Source organism: Pseudomonas sp. R2-60-08W (genome assembly GCF_003852335.1).
Classification (GTDB): Bacteria; Pseudomonadota; Gammaproteobacteria; order Pseudomonadales; family Pseudomonadaceae; genus Aquipseudomonas.
Map to the genome: position 1 here is coordinate 2,291,309 of NZ_CP027731.1, position 19,130 is coordinate 2,310,438.

The 19,130-nt window shown below is 59.8% G+C and carries 19 protein-coding genes; 11 read left to right on the forward strand and 8 right to left on the reverse strand.

Annotated elements, in window-relative coordinates:
- Positions 1-12: 12 nt before the first annotated feature.
- Complete coding sequence (locus tag C4J90_RS10565; protein ID WP_124362323.1) at positions 13-1,194, reverse strand: serine hydrolase; 1,182 nt, start codon at positions 1,192-1,194, stop codon at positions 13-15.
- A 131-nt stretch (positions 1,195-1,325) separates the two neighbouring features.
- Between C4J90_RS10565 and C4J90_RS10570 the strand changes: the two genes are divergently transcribed.
- Complete coding sequence (locus tag C4J90_RS10570; protein ID WP_124362324.1) at positions 1,326-2,204, forward strand: LysR family transcriptional regulator; 879 nt, start codon at positions 1,326-1,328, stop codon at positions 2,202-2,204.
- A gap of 152 nt (positions 2,205-2,356) precedes the next feature.
- The gene (locus tag C4J90_RS10575; protein WP_124419711.1) at positions 2,357-3,868 is read left to right on the forward strand and encodes a serine protease; all 1,512 of its coding nucleotides are present in this window, start codon (positions 2,357-2,359) and stop codon (positions 3,866-3,868) included.
- A 110-nt stretch (positions 3,869-3,978) separates the two neighbouring features.
- Here the strand turns inward: C4J90_RS10575 and C4J90_RS10580 are convergent, their stop codons facing one another.
- Entirely contained in the window at positions 3,979-5,253 is a 1,275-nt protein-coding gene (locus tag C4J90_RS10580) for a glycoside hydrolase family 68 protein (protein ID WP_124362326.1), read from the reverse strand.
- A 298-nt stretch (positions 5,254-5,551) separates the two neighbouring features.
- Between C4J90_RS10580 and gcvA the strand changes: the two genes are divergently transcribed.
- The 3 genes from gcvA (at position 5,552) to C4J90_RS10595 (ending at position 8,140) form a co-directional block, all read left to right on the forward strand.
- Positions 5,552-6,445 carry a transcriptional regulator GcvA gene (gene gcvA, locus C4J90_RS10585; RefSeq protein ID WP_124419712.1) on the forward strand — a complete coding sequence of 298 codons (894 nt, stop codon included), beginning with the start codon at positions 5,552-5,554 and terminating at the stop codon, positions 6,443-6,445.
- A 77-nt stretch (positions 6,446-6,522) separates the two neighbouring features.
- On the forward strand, positions 6,523-7,350 hold the full coding sequence (locus C4J90_RS10590; RefSeq protein ID WP_124419713.1) for a DMT family transporter: 828 nt from the start codon (positions 6,523-6,525) through the stop codon (positions 7,348-7,350).
- 28 nt (positions 7,351-7,378) lie between these two features.
- Positions 7,379-8,140 carry an SDR family oxidoreductase gene (locus tag C4J90_RS10595; RefSeq protein ID WP_124414370.1) on the forward strand — a complete coding sequence of 254 codons (762 nt, stop codon included), beginning with the start codon at positions 7,379-7,381 and terminating at the stop codon, positions 8,138-8,140.
- 230 nt (positions 8,141-8,370) lie between these two features.
- On the opposite strand, the gene C4J90_RS10600 is transcribed toward C4J90_RS10595, so the two are convergent.
- Positions 8,371-8,553 carry a general stress protein gene (locus C4J90_RS10600; protein WP_124366593.1) on the reverse strand — a complete coding sequence of 61 codons (183 nt, stop codon included), beginning with the start codon at positions 8,551-8,553 and terminating at the stop codon, positions 8,371-8,373.
- A 299-nt stretch (positions 8,554-8,852) separates the two neighbouring features.
- On the opposite strand from C4J90_RS10600, the gene C4J90_RS10605 reads away from it, so the two are divergent.
- From C4J90_RS10605 to C4J90_RS10620, 4 genes are all read left to right on the forward strand, one after another.
- Entirely contained in the window at positions 8,853-9,077 is a 225-nt protein-coding gene (locus C4J90_RS10605; RefSeq protein WP_124419714.1) for a hypothetical protein, read from the forward strand.
- Between the two features lie 159 nt (positions 9,078-9,236).
- Complete coding sequence (locus C4J90_RS10610; RefSeq protein ID WP_124419715.1) at positions 9,237-10,121, forward strand: manganese catalase family protein; 885 nt, start codon at positions 9,237-9,239, stop codon at positions 10,119-10,121.
- 63 nt (positions 10,122-10,184) lie between these two features.
- The gene (locus C4J90_RS10615) at positions 10,185-10,694 is read left to right on the forward strand and encodes a ferritin-like domain-containing protein (RefSeq protein ID WP_124362333.1); all 510 of its coding nucleotides are present in this window, start codon (positions 10,185-10,187) and stop codon (positions 10,692-10,694) included.
- A 107-nt stretch (positions 10,695-10,801) separates the two neighbouring features.
- Positions 10,802-12,427, forward strand: a complete 1,626-nt coding sequence (locus tag C4J90_RS10620; protein WP_124419716.1) for a histidine kinase famiy protein — start codon at positions 10,802-10,804, stop codon at positions 12,425-12,427.
- Here the strand turns inward: C4J90_RS10620 and cyoE are convergent.
- The 5 genes from cyoE to cyoA are packed head-to-tail and all read right to left on the reverse strand — an operon-like array spanning position 12,399 to position 17,118.
- Complete coding sequence (gene cyoE, locus C4J90_RS10625; RefSeq protein ID WP_124419717.1) at positions 12,399-13,295, reverse strand: heme o synthase; 897 nt, start codon at positions 13,293-13,295, stop codon at positions 12,399-12,401. The two genes, C4J90_RS10620 and cyoE, sit on opposite strands and share 29 nt — an antisense overlap.
- Positions 13,253-13,591: a cytochrome o ubiquinol oxidase subunit IV gene (gene cyoD / locus C4J90_RS10630; protein WP_124419718.1), complete on the reverse strand. Its 339-nt coding sequence runs from the start codon at positions 13,589-13,591 to the stop codon at positions 13,253-13,255. Before cyoD ends, cyoE begins: the two co-directional genes overlap by 43 nt.
- 1 nt (position 13,592) lies before the next feature.
- Positions 13,593-14,207, reverse strand: coding sequence for a cytochrome o ubiquinol oxidase subunit III (gene cyoC, locus C4J90_RS10635; protein ID WP_124419719.1), 615 nt, complete (start codon positions 14,205-14,207; stop codon positions 13,593-13,595).
- Positions 14,208-14,212: 5 nt separating this feature from the next.
- On the reverse strand, positions 14,213-16,192 hold the full coding sequence (cyoB, locus tag C4J90_RS10640) for a cytochrome o ubiquinol oxidase subunit I (RefSeq protein ID WP_124419720.1): 1,980 nt from the start codon (positions 16,190-16,192) through the stop codon (positions 14,213-14,215).
- 2 nt (positions 16,193-16,194) lie between these two features.
- Complete coding sequence (gene cyoA / locus C4J90_RS10645; protein ID WP_256658950.1) at positions 16,195-17,118, reverse strand: ubiquinol oxidase subunit II; 924 nt, start codon at positions 17,116-17,118, stop codon at positions 16,195-16,197.
- 225 nt (positions 17,119-17,343) lie between these two features.
- Between cyoA and C4J90_RS10650 the strand changes: the two genes are divergently transcribed.
- Both C4J90_RS10650 and C4J90_RS10655 read left to right on the forward strand, forming a co-directional pair.
- Positions 17,344-17,658 (forward strand): hypothetical protein, encoded by a 315-nt coding sequence (locus C4J90_RS10650; protein ID WP_124419721.1) that lies wholly within the window; start codon positions 17,344-17,346, stop codon positions 17,656-17,658.
- Positions 17,659-17,789: 131 nt separating this feature from the next.
- Positions 17,790-19,130, forward strand: coding sequence for an APC family permease (locus tag C4J90_RS10655; RefSeq protein WP_256658951.1), 1,341 nt, complete (start codon positions 17,790-17,792; stop codon positions 19,128-19,130).

A 19,130-nucleotide genomic window follows, 5' to 3' on the forward strand; every position in this document is an offset into this window, starting at 1 on the left:
GTTCTGCGTTATTCAAACGCCATAGACGGCGTTGCACAGATCAACGGTGAATTGGCCGAACATGCCTTCGAAGGCGGTATTGGTGAACGCCACCACGGACAGCTGCTGTGCCGGGTCGACGAACCAGGAATGACCAAACGCTCCTCCCAGGCGCCAGGTGCCCGCTGACTCCGGCACCTGCGCTGCTTGCGGATCGGTCAGTACGGTGAACCCCAGGCCGAAACCGCGTCCTGGCCAATTGGCCAGTTCCAAATCGCCGGTCTGGACGGTCCCCATTTCCTTGGCCAGGTTCGCTGGCATAAGCGCGCCACCCCCCTGGCGCAGGGTTTCGAGCAGCGTCAGGAATTCCTCGGCGGAGCCGATCATGCCGGAGCCGCCTGAAGGGTAGGCGCTGTCGTCAAGGGCACGGTCCGCGTCCATGCGGATGCCCGCGGTGTTTTCGAAAACCTCGATCACTTCCACGCCGTTCATGCGTCGTGGGGCAGGATCCGCATTGAGATAGGCGGCCGTCAGGCGAGACGTGTCGACCACGTTGAAACGGGTATCGGACAGGCCGAGCGGCTCGCACACCAATTGGTTGATCGCGTCGGCCAAGCTGCTGTCACACACCCTGGCAATGAGTGCGCCCAACACATCGGTGGCTATCGAATACCCCCAGTCGGCGCCAGGACGGTACAGCAGCGGCGCGGTCGCCAGTCGCCGGATGTTTTCTTCCAGCGTCAGCGGCGCGTTTTCCAGCCCGTCACACACACCAGCACGCGCATAGGCGCCGCCACCTTTGGCTTCGAGGAAGCCGTAACCCAGGCCGGCTGTATGGCTGAGCAAGTGGCGTACGGTGATCGACGCGCGGGAACCGTCCACCAGGGATGGCTGAAATTCCGGTAGCCAGCGGGCGACGGGGTCGTCCAGGCCAATGCGGCCTTGGGCAACCAAGGCCAGCGCGGCGGCGGAGGTAATCGGTTTGGTGACTGAGGAGAGACGGAACAAGGCGTCGGTGCGCATCGGTAAACCGGCCTCTCGATCAGCCAGCCCCACGGCGTTGCGATAGGTGATTTCGCCGCGACGGGCGACCAGCACGACGGCCCCCACCAGGCGCTTGTCTTCGATGGCGCTGTGCAGTGCCGCGTCGATTCGCGCCTGCATGGGGTCGGTGGCGATAGCGCTGGATAATTGAATGGTTTCTTTGGCGGTCATGTTCGCGATTCCCTGCTGGTAGTAGACGTCGCCATGCTAGGGCGCAGACGGCAGGGGAAACAGAGGCTAGAATTCCGGACACATCGGACGTTTCGTTCCGCAATTCAAGGCGCAGAACTCAAGGAGAGTGCGTGGACAACCTCAGCGGAATCTCGGTTTTCGTGCAGGTTGCCGAAACTCGCAGCTTTGTAGCCGCGGGCCGGCAATTGGGCGTGTCATCGTCGGCGATTGGCAAAAGCATCGCGCGCCTGGAACAGCGCCTGGGCGTCAGGCTGTTTCATCGCAGCACCCGCAGCATCAACCTGACGGCGGAGGGCATGCTGTTCCTGAACCGCTGCCGGCGCGTGCTCAATGAGCTGGAGGCGGCGGAACTTGAGCTGTCGAACACCAGCAGCGAGCCACGTGGCACGCTGCGCGTGAGCCTGCCCTTGGCCGGGCAGTTCTTGTTCACGTTGTTATCCAGCTTTGCCAAGCGATACCCGGACATTCATCTGGAACTGGATTTCAGCGACCGACTGGTGGATGTCGTGGAGGAGGGCTTTGATGCGGTGGTCAGGACCGGTGAGTTGAATGACTCCCGTCTAGTGGCGCGACGCTTGGGTGCTTTCCGTTTCCTGCTGGTGGGCGCCCCGACCTATTTCCAGAACCAGGGTGCGCCCCTGGATGCCGGCGACTTGAGCAACCATGACTGTTTGCTGTACCGGGTGCCATCCACCGGCAAGCTCGAGCGCTGGCCGCTACCGGACAAAGCTCACAACGGCGCGCAGGACCTGCGGGCCGTGCTGATCAGCAACAACATCGACATGCTCTTCAACGCCGCCATGGAGGGGCGAGGCATTGCATGCCTGCCGGAATTTGCCGTGAAGGATGCTCTGGAGGCTGGAGCATTGCAGGCCGTACTGACTGAAGAGGTCACCCGCACCATTCACTTCAGCGTGCTGTGGCCGCCAAACCGCTTCATCACGCCCAAGCTGCGCTGTTTTGTGGATTTCATCTCCTTGCATATGTGAGTGTGCGAGTGGCGTCGAATGCGGGCGGGCGCATTGATGAAGTCGCCGGCGTATTTTTTCGGTCGCTCACTGTAGCAACCCGATAGGGCACAGCAGTTCGAAGTGCTGGGTAAAGTCGACACACACACCTGTCGCTATACACCGAGGCCTTCATGCTGACCCGTTGTTTTATCCCTCTTCTATTACTTGTTGCACCCTTTATTCCCGGACAATCCCATGGCAGAGATCTGGCGCAAGGACTGACCAATCAGGGCCCGTCCGCAGCCTTGCAGAACCACGACCAGCAGTATGGGCTGTGGTCCGGAATTGGCCTGATGAAAAATGCAATCGGCCAAAGCTGCAATGCGGTGCTCCTGGACACCCGTGACCGCCAGAACAAAGCCGTCGGCCCGGCTTATGTATTGACCAGTGGGCATTGCGTGTATTTCAGCTACGGCACGGCCGCGATCAACCAAGCCATAGAGGCGAACATCACGTTTAATTATTTCCACGATACGCCCGTGCAACACCGCAGTTTTCTGATTAAAAAGGCGCATTGGAGCAGTATGGTCGGTACTGATCTGGCGATTCTTGAACTCGATACCTCACTGGCCGCGCTCGTTGCAAAAGGCATCGTGCCACTCAAGCTCGCAGCTCATCAGCAGGCAGGAGAACGAGAGGTAATAAATGTCGGATCCCCGAGCGGGTTTCGCGAAAAAGGCTTGCGTATGAGTGCGTGCAAGGAAACGGCAACCAACAGCTTTGTCGAACATCCCGGTGTATTTCCTGGCGCCACCAAAAATCGTTGCCAGGATCTTCAGTACGGGAGTTCCGGGAGCCCGATGCTGGACCGGCGTACCAACGAAATCACCGGTATTGTCAGTAAGGTCGCGGCTGTCATCAAAAAGGACATCCTCAGCAATTGTCAGAATACCTCCGCGTGTGAAGCGGCCAAATTCAACTACAGCTATCCAGCCAACGACCTTCATCATTGTTTTGTCGATGGCCGGTTCTTGAATAACACGCTGAACTGCCAGCTAAAATCCGTCGAACTTGTCCTTGAAGAACCCTGGAAGCTCAATCCCTATGTGCATTTGCAGCAGGGCGCGACGGGGCTGAGTGTTCGACCCACCTGGAATATCCGGTTCTCGATCCTTGATCCCTTCTATCGATTCAAGTCCGTGCGCGACGTCAAGGAGTGCCGATTCCCCAACGGCTATTACAGCGCCGTCGCCTCGGCAGAGGGTTACATCAATCAAGAAATCGGACCGGCGTTGGGTCCCCATGTGTTGTGCATCATCGGGATACAAAGCCGCAGCGAACCGCTGACGCCGGCGCTGCTTCACAATGTTTTCACACACGCCGTCTTCTTGACCGCCCCAACGCCCGCACCTCAGATCAGCCTGAACTACAACGTCAACTGGGACGACCAACACACAGACTTCACCCAACATTACTTCTATGTCGATACTTCCCAAGGGGCTTTGTGCCAAGACATCGATGATGTCCGCTATGCATTTGCCAACGGCAGCGCTACTTATGAAATATCACAGCTTCCCATTACGTTGTGCAGCTACGCACGCAATTCTGCTGGCCAACCGTCCGCCGTGCGTACGGATGTGATCGAAATATCAAGGTATCTTCCTACCACGCAAATGCTGGAGCCGTCAGCGTCGCTGCGATAAGACCTCATCCGAACCGGCTACATTCCTGTCGCCAGTTCGCAATGAGGCAGGCGTATCAGCAACGGGTTCTCATCGAACTCAAACCCGTTGCCTCAAAGCCCTGTAGCGCTTTACTTGAGGGTGACGTCAAGCATCGGTGGGATGTAACCGTAGTCATATTCGGCGACTACGAATGTTTGCTGCCCCTTGATCTTGATGCCCACCGTTGGTGCCTCGGTGCCGCCGATACGCATCGTTGTCCCGCTTTCGCCGGTAGGTACGCTGTCGATAAAGGAAGTCACCAGGCCGTTGGGCATCACGCAGTGGGAGTAGGTCTGGAAGGGCTGGGACGACGGGTTGCCCAGCACCAGGCCGGAACCGTTCAAGGGCACGTAAGGGCCGAACAGCGAGTCTGCGACAAAACCGTACACCCCGTCTGGCCCGGTTACCCCGTCGGCATAGGTGAAGGTGTGGCTGATGGTGAACAGGTAGTACTTGCCGTCCTGGAACACGAAGTGCGGACGTTCGGTCTGGTCATTGACGCCGACTGCGGTCAGCAGCGGCGGCAGCATTTCCCAGTCGTCTCCATCCTCATCACGGGCCACAGCGATACCGACACAAGCCGTCTGGAAGCGCGAGTTGCCGACGTCTTCATAGCCCGGCGGCACATCGCCGATTTCCGCCTTACCCACTGTGTGCGAGCCACGCTCGCCAGCCACGTTGCCCTCGAACAGCATGTACAGCTTGCCGTCCTTCGGGTCGCGGAACGGCCACGGATCGCGGAACCCCCAGAACGCATTCTGCGCTTCGGTCTGGTACATCTTGCCGTCGGCCTCGAACAGCGGCTTGACCTTCTCGAAGCCCACCAGGCTGACGCCATGCTCGGTGGTCACCACGCGGCCACGCACCTTGACGATGGTCGCGCCTGGCGTGACTGCGGTGTAGTACAGGTCCACTTCACCCTGTTCGTTCAACAGGATCGGCGTGCCAGCCCATTCGCGGACGGTGGGCGAAACCCCTTCAGCCATGACCCGGCCGCCGAGTTTCCAGTCCTTGCCGGTGCGGGAAAACCAGTAGTACATCTTTGCCCGACCATGGCGATCGTTCCAGTCGCGGGTGATGTCGTAGTTGCCATTCTGATCGAGGTATTGCGGGTCGGTCGGGTGGCGGTCTGCGGTCAGGGTGAAGATCACCGACCAACCATCGACGGAGGTGATGTTGCCGTCGATATCACGCAGCGGCATGGTGTCCCAGATAAACACCTTGTCGCTCAGTACCGGGAAGTCGGCACTCACCAGTGGCTGGGTGGTGGTGGGGTCGTCTGCGCGGACTTTCAGCGCATCGGCGCGGGTCCACAGGCTGGGTTGATGGGGCGTTTTGCCAAATTTCGCGGTGATGCTTTTCATAAGGTAAACCTCGTCCATGAAGGTAGATAAATACTGTATTCATATACAGTGATTTGACTTTAGAAGACTCTATCCTTCGGGTCAAGGACAAAAATGCATTTATGCATAATTAAGGTTTTTCGGTGAGCTGATACGTTTCATCTTGAGGCTTTTACGGAAGTTAGGCGCTGTGTAGGCGCGTTCTGCGCTTCACCGGCCCTCGGTTTGAATGGACGACGCAGAGAAGCGCTGCACTTGCCACTCACATGAGCCAACGCTCATGCTCAGCGTTTTCCAACCACTCGCCGGACACCCGCCCATGAGAGACCTGCCGCCGACCGCCACACTGCGCGCGTTTGAAGTTGCCACCCGGCACCCGACCTTTACGGCGGCCGCGCAGGAACTGCATGTCACCCAGAGCGCGGTCAGCCATCAGCTCAGGCATCTGGAGGCGTTGTGGGGGCTGCAGTTGTTCGAACGCGGCAAGGCATTACGCCTCACGGCGGCAGGGGCCACGCTGGCGCCTATCGTGCGGGAGTTCTTCATGAGCCTGGAGGCGACCCTCGGCGATCTGCGCGAGCAAAAAGGCAGGGTGCGCCTGAGCGTCAGCACCACCTACTCCTTCGCGTTGAAATGGCTGCTGCCACGCTTGCCGAACCTCGCTCGCCAGCACCCCGAGCTGTTGGTGTCGCTACACACCACGGACGACATCATCCACTTTTCCGGCAACCAGGCCGATGTTGCGATCCGGCTGGGCAAGGGCAATTACCCGGGGCTGCATACAGAGTTCTTGTTTGGCGAGCAGGTGTTTCCGGTGGCCAGCCCCGAATTGCTGCGGCGTATGGGTACACCGCGCAACCCGGAAGAACTGTTGCAGTTTCCGCTGCTGATCCGCGACGGCGCCGAGCTGGCGCCGAAATGGGAGGTCTGGTTTGACAGTGTCGGGCTGGCCTTTTCGCCGCTCAAGGAAAGTGTCAGGTTTGGCGACACCAACATGACGGTCGAGGCCGCCTTGCTCGGCCACGGCGTGGCGTTGGTGCGCAGTCGGCATGTGGAGAACGAAATCAGCGATGGCCGCCTGGTGCGGCTGTTCGATGTGCCGTTCCCATCGCCACTGGCCTACTATTTCGTGTGCCCCAAGGGCATCGAAGCGCAGCCGCATATCGTCAACTTTCGCCGTTGGTTGAGCAGTGAGGCGCTGAAAGTGCAATGAGCCGGGTCTGAGGATTTGCTCATGCTGCGATGAAGAGACTTCGCTGAAGGCAGGGCGTTGGATTGCTAGGATGGCGCATGCCTATTCATTTGATCTGCCTGGTACTTTTCGCCGCGCTGCTGCATGCCAGTTGGAATGCACTGCTGCGTGGCGGTGCTGATCGACTCTGGTCTATGACGGTGATGTGCATCGCCATCGCGATCACCTGCGTCGTCGCCGCTGCGTTTCTGGTGCCGCCCGCCATTGAAAGCTGGGGCTATGCGCTGCTGTCGGCATTGCTGCATGTGGGCTACAACCTGTTTCTGGTGCGCAGTTACCGAGTCGGTGACCTCGGGCAGATCTACCCGATATCCCGTGGCTCGTCGCCGGTGCTGATCACGCTTGGAGCTGCCGTTTTCGCCGGCGAAAGCATCACCCCCGGCGAGTTGTTCGGTATTGCGCTGGTGTCAGGCGGGATTATTTCCCTGGCGTTCCGAGGCCGCAGGCTGTCGGTGCCCAGCTTGCCCTATGCGCTGGGCACTGGCTGCTTCATCGCCGCCTATAGCGTGGTTGACGGCATTGGCGCCAGGCTCTCCGGCGCGCCGCTCGGCTACACGGTGTGGATGTGCGCGTTGTGGGGCGTGCTGATGCCAGTGGTGTACATCGGCCTGCGCGACGCCCGCAGCTTGTTCCGCGTGCGGCCCGGCACACTGACCGCTGTGGTCGGCGGGCTGGTCTCGTTGCTCGCCTATGGGATTGTCATCTATGCCATGAACGAAGCGCCGTTGGGCGCGGTGTCGGCATTGCGCGAAACCAGTGTGTTGTTCGCGGCGTTGATCGGCTACCTGTTCCTCGGCGAGACGCTCACGGCACGGCGGGTCCTGGCGTGCGCAGTGATCGCCAGCGGCATCCTCATTATCGGTTGACAGGGCTGACGGCTCAGGAGGTATTTCAATGGTTAACGTCTCACAGGCACCGCTTATTCTGATAACCGGTGGCAGTCGCGGAGTGGGCGCAGCCACCGCCCGGCTGGCTGCCGCAAGAGGCTACGATGTCGCGATCAGCTACGTGGCCAACCAGCCTGCGGCCCTCGCAGTGGTGGCGCAGGTCGAAGCATTCGGGCGCCGAGCCTTGGCCATGCAGGCCGACAGTGCCGACCCGGCACAGGTCGCCGAGTTGTTCAGCGCCATCGACCGTACGTTCGGGCGAATCGATGTGCTGGTCAATAACGCCGGGGTACTGGCGACTCAGTCACGCCTGGAAGACCTGGGCTTCGAACGCATGCAGCGCATCTTTGCGGTCAATGCCATAGGGCCGATCCTCTGTGCCCAGCAGGCGGTGAAGCGCATGGCTTACCGGCACAACGGTCCGGGCGGCGTGGTGATCAATGTTTCTTCGGCATCGGCGCGCCTCGGCAGCCCCGGCGAATACGTGGACTATGCGGCGTCAAAGGGCGCGCTGGAGACGTTTACCATCGGCTTGGCCAAGGAGGTCGCGCGGGAGGGCATACGCGTTAACGGTGTTCGCCCAGGGCATATCTATACCGACATGCACGCCAGCGGCGGCGAGCCGGGACGGGTCGATCGCGTCAAGGATTCGATTCCCATGGGCCGTGGCGGTCAGCCGGAGGAAGTGGCACAGGCCATTCTTTGGTTGGCCAGCGCAGAGGCATCGTTCGTTACGGGTACGTTCCTTGATGTGACGGGGGGTAAATAAAAAGCCTGCCTATGTTTTATTCGCACTTTCCTGAGTCGCAGCAACACGCCAGCGCAACAAGTAGTCAGTGACAGTTGTTAATTAAAATAGTGTGCGCAGACAAACTAACGATGCCTGGCCTGACATAGGGCTCGTTGTGTGCGCGCCAACAAGGAAGTTCAAACGATCAGCGCAATGAACGGCAATTGCGTGAATTGAAGGGGCAGCGAGGCTGCCCCTTCCACTCTCACTCAAGAGCCCGACTTCCGGCCGCCGCCATGGCTGTTCTGCCCGCCTTTACGGCCCGCCTCGGACGCTTTGTCACGGTCATTGGCGAAGTTGCCGCCCGACGATTGGCCGCCTTTTTTCCCTGCTTCGGATGCTTTTTCGCGATCGTTGGCAAAGTTGCCTGGGTTTTTATTGCCTGTGGTCATGACAGTTCTCCAGTCGCTAAGTTAGCGTTTCGTTAGTTGCCCGTTATGGCAGCGGGCATCTATTCCGATAGTGACGCCAGCAGAAATGTTTTACTGATTTTTATAACAGGCGACGAACGGCAGATAAGCCGGAAAAGTTGTACAAGTTCGCCGTCTTAACGCCGCTTCGTATAAGTTTTGCCCGTTGCTGCATGCCGGCAATAACAGCGCTCACGCCATTCGTCTTTTTCGTTGCACTTGAACTCCATGGGCCGGCTCAAACGAAGTTCCCCCTCTTTGTGAACTGGAGATTTTTTGCCATGAACCATGACCCATCCAACTCACAGCGCCGACCAGTTGAACCGCTCGATAAGCCGAATGACGATGGTTGCGTGATCGGCACCGCCGGACGTGACGAAGACCCAAACGCAACCACTGACTGGGACCACCCCGACAGCCATGCGACCGCTATCGAGGCCACCGTGACGCCGCCTAACGGCACGCCCGGGATCGACACCGTTCCAGAAGCGGATGATGCCAGCTGAGCAGCAGCGCCGCCGTTTCGCTTGTTGTACAACGGTTAACCGCTCGTCGTGATGCGCAAATTAATTTTGAAATTTTTCACGCGCCGCTCGCTTCCCATGAAAGGTAGGCGCGCATCCACGAGATGCCGCCACTTTCAGTATGCCTGAGGAGATTTGTTGATGTTTCTACATAACAAGCGACTTCAATACACCGTACGTGTGGCCGAGCCTAACCCAGGCCTGGCGAACCTTTTGCTCGAACAGTTTGGTGGCGCTCAAGGTGAGTTGGCGGCCGCATCCCGTTATTTCACCCAGGCCTTGGCTGAGGACGATCCAGGGCGCAAAGACCTGTTGATGGACATCGCCACCGAAGAACTCAGCCACCTGGAGATCGTCGGCTCGATCATTGTGATGCTCAACAAGGGCGCCAAGGGCCGAATGGCCGAAGGCGTGGAGGAGGAGGGCGAGTTGTATCGCTCACTCAACGGCGCCGGCAATGATTCCCACATCACCAGCCTGTTGTACGGTGCGGGGGCGCCGCTGATCAACTCGGCCGGGGTGCCCTGGACAGCGGCTTACATCGACACCATCGGTGAGCCCACGGCGGATATGCGCTCCAATATCGCCGCCGAAGCACGCGCCAAAATCGTTTATGAACGGCTGATGAACGTCACCGACGATCCAGGCGTGAAAGATGCCCTCGGGTTCCTGATGACCCGTGAAATTGCGCATCAGATGTCCTTTGAAAAGGCTCTGCATTCAATTCAACCGAATTTCCCCCAAGGCAAGTTGCCAGGCAAGCCGGAGTTCACTCAGGTGTACTACAACATGTCCCAGGGCGCGGAAGACCTGCGTGGTCCTTGGAACCAGGGCGATGAATGGGAGTTCGTGGAGAGCCCGCAACCTGCGGTCGATGGCGGGGATGGCACGGCCAGCGTGCAGTTGGACGCTGACGACGAAGCAGTGCTGAGCGCGATGAAAATCCGCACGGCCTCCGACCCTACCAGCGACCCCATCACCGGCGCTGACCTGGGCTCGGGCCTTCAGCCCAAGCCTGATCTTTGATGCGCGCCAGCCGCACGCCCAGAGGCGTGCGGCTTTTTTATTGGCTTGAAGAGGAGTAACAAGATGGCAACCCCACAGGAAAACCTGCTCGACTGGCTACGCGATGCCCATGCCATGGAGCAACAGGCCGAGAAAATGCTCAAGGCACAATCGGAGCGACTGGAACATTACCCGAAGCTCAAAGCCCGGATCGACGAGCATATTCAGGAAACTCTCGGCCAGCAGGCGCTCATTGATGAATGCCTGGCGCGCCTGGGCGGCAGCGCGTCGACCTTGAAAGACATGGGCGGCAAATTGATGGCGTTCGGGCAGGCGGTTGGTGGCTCACTGATGAGTGACGAGGTGATCAAGGGCGCGATGGCCGGCTATGTGTTCGAAAATATGGAGATTGCCAGCTACACGGCGCTCATAGCGGCCGCGAAAGTAGCCGGAGACGCCGAGACACAAGCGGCCTGCGAAAAGATCCTGCCCCAGGAAATTGCAATGGCCGAGTGGCTGCTCGAGCATCTGCCCGAGCTCACCCAGGCATTTCTGGAGCGCTCTGCAGCGCCCGACACAGAGGCCAAACGCTGAGATTGCGCGCGGCGCCCCGTCGGCGCCGCGCGTGATTGGGCGCAGCCTCGCACTCCGCTGCATTTTCACGGTCAATGGATCACGCACCACTTATCTGGAGGTGAACCGTGGACACAAAGAAAAAGCCCACAGTCGGCGCTGAGGCGTTGGCGGTGCTGTCTTCCGACCGTAAAGATCTGTTCTTCGCCGCCATGCAAGCCAGCCACAGTGCAATGATCGTGACCGACCCCGCGCAGCCCGACAACCCGATCATCTTCGCCAACCCGGCGTTTCTTGCGCTGACCGGGTTTGAGCATGACGAGGTCATCGGACGCAATTGCCGGTTGCTGCAAGGGCCAGAAACCGACAAGAGTGCTCTGCGGCAGGTGCAGCGTGCGCTTGAGGGCCACCATGAGGCCTGTGTCGAGGTGCTTAATTACCGCAAGGACGGCTCGACCTTCTGGAATGAGATATTCATCTCGCCGTTGTTCAACGAGCGCGGCCAACTGGTGTACTTTTTTGCCTCCCAGCTGGACGTGAGCCGGCGGCACGACGCGGAACTGCGCGTGCGCCGCGTCCAGGACCTTGAAGCGCTGGGGCAACTGACGGGTGGCATCGCTCATGACTTCAATAACCTGCTGCAGGTGATGGTCGGGTACCTGGAGCTGATCCAGCAGAGCGCCAAGCGCCCCGGCAGCGACCCGCAGCGCATCGTCAACAGTGCCAGCCGTGCCCGGGCGGCCGCTGAAAAAGCGCAAACCCTGACCCAGCAATTGCTGGCGTTTTCGCGCAAGCAGCGGCTCGACAGCCGTGTGATCAATCTGAACAGCGTGTTGAGTCGGCCCGACTTCAGGAGCGTACTGCATGACGTCGAGCTGCACATAGAACTCGCCGACGATCTGTGGAACTGCTGCATTGACCCTGCCCAGGCAGAGCTGGCGGTGCGGCACTTGCTGTCGAATGCCCAGGATGCATTGCAAGGGTGCAGCGAGCCAGCAGTGACGGTTAAAACCCTCAACATCCAGGTGCCGGGCGAGGTCGGTGCTGAACGTGATGGCCTGGCCGAGGGCCGCTACGTCAGCATCTCGGTGTCAGATAATGGCAGCGGCATCACCGAGGGTATTCAGGATAAAGTCATGCAGCCGTTCTTCACCACCAAGGAAGAAGGCAAGGGCTCGGGCCTTGGACTGTCGATGGTGTATGGCTTCGTCAAGCAATCGGGCGGCACGGCGCGGATCCATTCCTATCCCGGTGTCGGTACCACCATACGTCTGTACTTTCCGGCCGATGATAGTCAGCCCTGGGTCGAGCAAACATCCGCCACCGCCTCACTGCAGGGCCACGAGAACATCCTGATTGTAGAGGACCGGCCCGAGGTGGCCGAGTTGGCGCAAGTGATCTTGTCTGACTACGGTTACCGGACCGGCATCGCGCACACCGCCGCCGAAGCATTGAGCATGCTCCAGAGCGTCCCGTATGACCTGGTGTTCAGTGACTTGATCATGCCGGGCGCGATGAATGGGGCGGTACTCGCCCGTGAGGTTTCGCGCTTGTATCCGCACGTCAGGATCCTGCTCACGACCGGCTATGCAAAAGACGCATTGGAGCGCGCGGAAATACAGGTGCATGAATTCGAGCTGATTCAAAAGCCCTATCAACCCACGGACCTGCCCCGAAAAATCCGCGCGGTGCTGGATGCCGGATCTACGGGGACAGCGGACACGGTTAGCGGAGTACTGCCAGCGACAGGTTGAGTACCAGCACCAGCAGAATCGAGCATCCAAATACCCTGCGCGCCCAGCCAGGCGGGTCCGTCAGGCGCGTGGCGCTGGCAGCGAGCGCCATCCAGTAACCGCAGAACCCGAGCATCAGCGCGAAGTACAAGGCGTTCATCTGCGCAACCACGCCCAGCGCCATGGTGCTGGCGAGGAATGCCAGCATGTACGCGTGTATCTGTCGGTGGGCCTCGGGCAGGCTCAGCAGGGGCAAGCGCGCGGCGCGAAAGTCCTCGCGACGCATCACGGTGATGGCATGGGAGTGAGGCATCTGCCAACAGCAGAACACCAGCACCAGCAGCATCGCCGTGGCGTCGAACCGACCGCTTACCGCGCAATACCCGATCACCGGCGGCATTGCCCCGGAAAGGCTGCCAATCAGGGTTGCCCAGTGGGAGCGCCGCTTCAGCCAGTAGGTATAAACGCCTGCATAAACGACCAGCCCAACCAGTGCCAGAGTGCAGGCCAGCATATTGCTGCCAGCCCACAGCAAACCGAAGCCGGTGACACCCAGGGCGATGGCGTAGCTGACGGCGGCGGGCACGCTGATGGCGCGCAGTGCCAGCGCGCGGTGGCAGGTACGCACCATGCGTCGGTCGATATCCCGGTCGGCACAATTGTTGATGACACAGCCGCAGCCGATCACCAGTGCGGTGCCAATCAGGGTGGCCAGCAAGTGGGCGGGATTCGCCAGATGGCCGCTGCCCGCGAGGAAGTAGCCCCCCAGCACCGACGCGAGATTGCCGAAAATAATCCCCGGCTTGGTCAGTTGAACCCCGACATTGAACAGCCCCAGCCAGTGTTTCAGTGAGCCAGCATGTTGTGATGAATACTGTTCATGATCCATAGCGAAAGTCCTACCAGCAGAAGGATGATGACCGCCGAGAAAATCAGCGCAATCAGGTTCCAGCGTTGCTCCTCGGCGGTATCCAGATGCAGGAAGAACTTCAAGTGGACCACGATTTGTATCGTGCCCAGCGCCACCACCAGCCAGGCGGTGGTGGTGCGTGGCAGTGTCGGGAACATCACCATGGCGAACGGGATCAGGGTGAGCAGCACCGACACCAGAAAGCCGACCAGGTAGGAGCGGCTGCTGCCATGGCTGCTACCTGCGCTGCTGTGAACCGAACTTTGTTTGTACATGTCACACCACCCCCAACAGATAGACCACGGTAAAGACGCAGATCCACACCACGTCCAGGAAATGCCAGAACAGGCTCATGCAACTGAGCCGGGTGGCGTTGGTGCTGGTCAGGCCACGCTGGTGCACCTGCACCATCAGCACCGCCATCCACACCAACCCCGTCAGGACGTGCGCGCCGTGGGTGCCGACGAGGGTGAAGAACGCGGTCAGGAAGCCACTGCGGTCCGGCCCATGGCCCTCTGCAATCAACTGATGGAATTCGTTGATTTCCATAGCGATAAACCCGGCGCCCAGCACGAAGGTGAGCCCCAGCCAGCGCAGAACCTGGGACTGCTGGCCACGGTTCATCGCCAGCATCGCGTAGCCGTAGGTGATGCTGCTCAAGAGCAGCAGCATGGTTTCACCCAGCACATAGGGCGGCTCGAAAATGTCCGCACTTGAAGGGCCGCCCGCCACGCTGTCGCGCAACACCGCATAGCCAGCGAACAAGGTCGCGAACAGGATGCAGTCGGTCATCAAGTAGATCCAGAACCCGAACAGGCTCAGGGAACCGGCGTCTTCATGCCCTTGTTCGTGGGTGTGGGCGATGTCTTTTTCGATCACGATATTGGACATAAGAGTCAAGCCTCTGCCAGGTCTTTGAGACGGGCCGTTTCGATGCGCGCCACCTCTTCTGCGGGCACGAAGTAGTCAGTGTCTTCGTCGTAACTGCGCACCACGAACGCAACCACCGACGCCACCAGACCGAACGCCGCCAACCACCAGATATGCCACACCAGGGCGAAGCTGCAGATCAGCGCGAACACACTGATAACCAGGCCCGACGCGGTGTTGCGTGGCATATGGATGCTGCGATAGTCGGTGTGGCTCAGGGTGCTCACGCCGCGCTCCTTCATGCCCCAATAGGCGTCCAGGTCGTCAACCTTGGGTTGCTCGGCGAAGTTGTACAGCGGCGGCGGAGAGGAGGTGGCCCACTCCAGCGTGCGCCCGTCCCACGGATCGCCGGTGAGGTCGCGATACTGGGGGCTGTGGCGGTTGCGGATGCTGACGAACAGTTGCAGTGCCTGAGCGGCCACGCCGCAGAGGATGATCGCCACCCCGACCAACTCCAGCAGCAACCAGGGCCGCCATTCCGGGTTGTCGAAGTGGTTGAGGCGCCGGGTCATGCCCATGAAGCCCAGCACGTACGACGGCATAAAGGCGAAGTAGAAGCCGATCAACCAGCACCAGAACGCGATGCGTCCCAGCTTGTCGTTCAAGCGGAAGCCGAAGGCCTTGGGGAACCAGTAGGTCAGGCCCGCCATGTAGCCGAACACCGCGCCGCCTATGATCACGTTGTGAAAGTGCGCGATCAGGAACAGGCTGTTGTGCAGCAGGAAGTCGGCGCCGGGAACTGCCAGCAGTACCCCGGTCATCCCGCCGATGCTGAAGGTCACGATAAAGCCCATGGTCCACAGCATCGGGGTTTCAAAGCGCACTCGGCCACGGTACATGGTGAACAGCCAGGTGAAGATCTTCACCCCGGTCGGCACGGCGATGATCATCGTCATGATGCCGAAGAACGCGTTGACGTTGGCCCCCGCGCCCATGGTGAAGAAATGGTGCAGCCACACGATGAACGACAACACGGTAATCGCGATCGTTGCCCATACCAGCGACACATAGCCGAACAGCCGTTTACTGCTGAACGTGGCGGCAACCTCCGAAAACACCCCGAACGCTGGCAGGATCAGGATGTACACCTCCGGATGCCCCCAGGCCCAGATCAGGTTGACGTACATCATCGGGTTGCCGCCGGCTTCGTTGGTAAAGAAATGCATGCCCAGGTAACGATCCAGGCTCAGCATCAGCAGGGTGGCGGTCAGGATCGGAAACGACGCCAGGATCAACACCGAAGTGCAGAGCGCATTCCAGGTGAACACCGGCATCTTGAACAGGGTCATGCCTTGGGTCCGCATCTTCAAAATCGTGACGAAGAAATTCACCCCCGTCAGTAGCGTGCCAATGCCGGATATCTGCAAGGACCAGATGTAGTAATCCACCCCCACACCGGGGCTGTACGCTAACCCGGATAACGGCGGGTAGGCGACCCAACCGGTTCGCGCAAACTCACCGATCCCCAGTGAGACGTTGACCAACGCGGCACCGGCCACGAACAGCCAGAAGCTCAGCGCGTTGAGAAACGGGTAGGCCACATCGCGTGCGCCGATCTGCAACGGCACCACAACGTTCATCAAGCCGACCACGAAGGGCATGGCCACGAAAAAAATCATGATCACGCCATGGGCGGTGAAGATCTGGTCGTAGTGTTCCGGCGGCAGATAACCCGGCCCGCCACTGGCGGCCATGGCTTGCTGGGTGCGCATCATGATCGCGTCGGAAAAACCGCGCAGCAGCATCACCAGTGCAACGATGATGTACATGCAGCCGATCTTCTTATGGTCCACCGAGGTGAACCACTCGCGCCACAAATAGCCCCATTTGCGCTTCCAGGTAATGGTCCCCACCATCGCCACACCGATCAGGCCGATAATGGCCAAGGTGTACATCACGATGGGTTCAGTGGTTGGAATCGCGTCCCACGACAGTTTTCCGAACATTGTTACCGCTCCTCAGCCAGCAGACTCGGGTGTTGATCGGCGCGCGTTTCAACGCCGCTCACGGGTGCGCGCTTGGGTTTATTGGCCTTGTTCATGCCTTCGTATTTATCGACGATGTCCAGGAACAGCCGCTCCTGAACCGCCGAGTAGTAGGTCACCGGGTGCTTGATGGTGGGCTTGGCCAATTGCGCATAGCTCGTCTGGTCCAGCGGCGTTGCCGCGCCCTTGACCTTGCTCACCCAGCTTTGGAAGTCGGCGGGGCTCAGCGACAGGGTGGAGAAATGCATGTCGGAAAAACCGGGGCCGTTGTAGTTGGCGGCGATGCCCTTGAATTCGCCGGTCTCGTTGGCGATCAGGTGCAGCTTGGTCTGCATGCCGGCCATGGCGTAGATCTGCCCGCCCAACGCCGGGATGAAGAAGGAGGTCATGGCCGCATCGGACGTGATGGTGAAACTCACCGGCGTGTGCACCGGCAGGGCCAGTTCGTTGACGCTGGCGATACCCAGGTCGGGGTAGATGAACAGCCACTTCCAGTCAGTGGCCACCACTTGCACATTGATCGGCGGCGTGTCCGAGTCGAGCGGGCGATAGGGGTCGAGGGCGTGGGTGGTTTTCCAGGTCACCCAGCCCAAGGCGATGATGATCAGCAGCGGCACGCCCCACACCACCGCTTCGATCTTGTGGGAGCTGGCCCAGCGTGGCGAGTAACGCGCCTTTTTATTGGTGGCACGGTAGCGGTAGGCGAATACAAACATCAGCACGATCACCGGCACCACCACCAATAACATCAGGCCCGTGGCGAGGATAATCAGGTCACGTTCATCGGTTGCAACCTGCCCCTTGGGATTGAACACCACGAGGTTGCAGCCGGTTAATAAGAAAGTGCTGGCGAAATAGGCCAGGCAATAACTCATCGTTCGTTTCATGCCTTGCTCCTGTCGTGAAAACATCCGTGATTGCGCTGTCGAACAATTTGAATGGGCCCCTCAGGGGTTGGTTTAACAAAATGTTACGTCGCCTGACGAACGGTTTAACAAGCGAAACGCTAATGAGGCTTCTATAAAGTTCGCCTTGGAAAAAACACGGAATCCCTGCTAAAGAGTTCAGGTCTTAGTTGAAAGACCAACTCCTAATGGTCTTGGAGAACAGCTATGTTCATTCGCGGCAATACCTATAACGCCTGGGCCGCAACAGCACTGGACGAAGAGTGCTTTACCCAGGAAGTGGAAAACGGCTGCCATATCGAAGTCAGGGCCCGCGAGCGGGAGGATGCCGATATCGAAGTGCTGCTGTGCGTTTACACCGCTACGGGCCAATGTGTCGCTGAGCGCACCAAGCAGCTACCGGGCGCGGAGTGGACAGTGCAGGACGCGCTCAAGCGTGGTATCGACCAGGCCGAAAGGATTGCCGGCGGCGAATCCGGTCGATTGCCTTGCGCCGACGCACACGGTCACGACGACGACTGACGAGGCGCCTGCGCTGGATTCGCACGAATAAAGGAACTTTGGTGACGCGGGCATTTTCCATTGTAGATAGCCCTGCCTCATCCGGCCCACGCCGGCTGATCGCTGATCGCAAACCGCCGCCAGAGCTGCCCATGACCGAATCCACCCTCAGCCACGCCGAACCTTCCAAGCCGTCCTTGCGCCGCGCCGTCACCGGCCCGATGTTGTTCCTGTTCATCCTGGGCGATGTGCTCGGCGCAGGCGTGTATGCGCTGGCCGGCACCATCGCCGGCCAGGTGGGCGGGGCGATCTGGGTGCCGTTGCTGGTGGCGCTGTTCTTCGCCATGCTCACGGCCGGCTCCTACGCCGAGCTGGTGACCAAGTACCCGCACGCCGGCGCCGCTTCGGTGTTCGCCGAGAAGGCGTTCAAGTCACCGCTGGTCTCGTTCCTGGTGGGCTTTTGCATGCTCGCAGCGGCCGTGACCAGCGCGGCCGGGTTGTCGCTGGCGTTTGCCGGGGACTACCTGGCGGCGTTTATCGACGTCTCCCCCCATGTGGCGGCGCTGGTCTTCCTGGTGGTGATTGCGCTGTTGAATGCCCGTGGGATCAAGGAGTCGCTTGGGGCCAATATGGTCATGACGTGCGTGGAACTGTCCGGGCTGTTGTTGGTGGTTGTCGCTGCGGCGTGGTGCTTCCAGGCCGGTGAAGCCAACCTGGGGCGGGCGTTTGAATTCAAGCCTGGCGTCAATCCCATGCTGGCGGTGCTGGGGGCTGCGTTATTGGCGTTCTATTCGTTTGTCGGCTTTGAGACGTCGGCTAACTTGGCGGAAGAAATCCGTGGGGTGCGCAAGATTTACCCACGTGCCTTGTTCGCCGCGTTGATCACGGCCGGTATCGTGTATATGGCGGTCGGTGTCGCTGCATCGGTGGTGTTGCCGATGGATAAGTTGACGGCCACTTCGGCGCCGTTGCTCGAAGTTGTGCGGGCCTCGGGCTTGAACATTCCACCCCAGCTGTTTGCCTTCATTGCCTTGGTTGCGGTGGCTAATGGCGCTTTACTGACGATGGTCATGGCCAGTCGCCTGACCTACGGCATGGCGCGCATGGGCCTGCTGCCGGAGCCGTTGTCGCGGGTACTGTCCAAGCGCCGTACACCTTGGGTGGCGATCATCGCCAGCACTGCGGTGGCGATTGCGCTGACCTTGACCGGCACGCTGGCGGCGTTGGCTGAGACGGTGGTGTTGTTGCTGCTGTTTGTGTTTCTCAGTACCAACCTGGCGGTGTTGGTGCTGCGCCGTGACCGGGTCGAAGAGCGGCATTTTCGTGTGCCGAGTTGGGTGCCGGTGTTGGCGATTGTGTCGTGTCTGATCCTGCTTAGTCAGCAGAGTCTGGATACTTGGCTGCGGGGTGGGGCGTTGATGGTGCTGGGGGTGGTGTTGTATGGGTGCAATCGGTTGGTGGCGCCTGCTGTTCAGGAGCCAAAGCCTCTCTAA

Bases quoted from the DNA above. Each gene is read 5' to 3' on its own strand.
- C4J90_RS10605 (WP_124419714.1), top strand. From the start codon at position 8,853: ATGAACCATGACCCATCCAACTCACAGCGCCGACCAGTTGAACCGCTC.
- C4J90_RS10580 (WP_124362326.1), bottom strand. From the start codon at position 5,253: ATGAAAAGCATCACCGCGAAATTTGGCAAAACGCCCCATCAACCCAGC.
- gcvA (WP_124419712.1), top strand. From the start codon at position 5,552: ATGAGAGACCTGCCGCCGACCGCCACACTGCGCGCGTTTGAAGTTGCC.
- C4J90_RS10650 (WP_124419721.1), top strand. From the start codon at position 17,344: ATGTTCATTCGCGGCAATACCTATAACGCCTGGGCCGCAACAGCACTG.
- C4J90_RS10575 (WP_124419711.1), top strand. From the start codon at position 2,357: ATGCTGACCCGTTGTTTTATCCCTCTTCTATTACTTGTTGCACCCTTT.
- cyoD (WP_124419718.1), bottom strand. From the start codon at position 13,591: ATGTACAAACAAAGTTCGGTTCACAGCAGCGCAGGTAGCAGCCATGGC.
- C4J90_RS10600 (WP_124366593.1), bottom strand. From the start codon at position 8,553: ATGACCACAGGCAATAAAAACCCAGGCAACTTTGCCAACGATCGCGAA.
- cyoE (WP_124419717.1), bottom strand. From the start codon at position 13,295: ATGGATCATGAACAGTATTCATCACAACATGCTGGCTCACTGAAACAC.
- C4J90_RS10565 (WP_124362323.1), bottom strand. From the start codon at position 1,194: ATGACCGCCAAAGAAACCATTCAATTATCCAGCGCTATCGCCACCGAC.
- cyoC (WP_124419719.1), bottom strand. From the start codon at position 14,207: ATGTCCAATATCGTGATCGAAAAAGACATCGCCCACACCCACGAACAA.
- C4J90_RS10610 (WP_124419715.1), top strand. From the start codon at position 9,237: ATGTTTCTACATAACAAGCGACTTCAATACACCGTACGTGTGGCCGAG.
- cyoA (WP_256658950.1), bottom strand. From the start codon at position 17,118: ATGAAACGAACGATGAGTTATTGCCTGGCCTATTTCGCCAGCACTTTC.
- C4J90_RS10655 (WP_256658951.1), top strand. From the start codon at position 17,790: ATGACCGAATCCACCCTCAGCCACGCCGAACCTTCCAAGCCGTCCTTG.
- C4J90_RS10595 (WP_124414370.1), top strand. From the start codon at position 7,379: ATGGTTAACGTCTCACAGGCACCGCTTATTCTGATAACCGGTGGCAGT.
- C4J90_RS10615 (WP_124362333.1), top strand. From the start codon at position 10,185: ATGGCAACCCCACAGGAAAACCTGCTCGACTGGCTACGCGATGCCCAT.
- C4J90_RS10590 (WP_124419713.1), top strand. From the start codon at position 6,523: ATGCCTATTCATTTGATCTGCCTGGTACTTTTCGCCGCGCTGCTGCAT.
- cyoB (WP_124419720.1), bottom strand. From the start codon at position 16,192: ATGTTCGGAAAACTGTCGTGGGACGCGATTCCAACCACTGAACCCATC.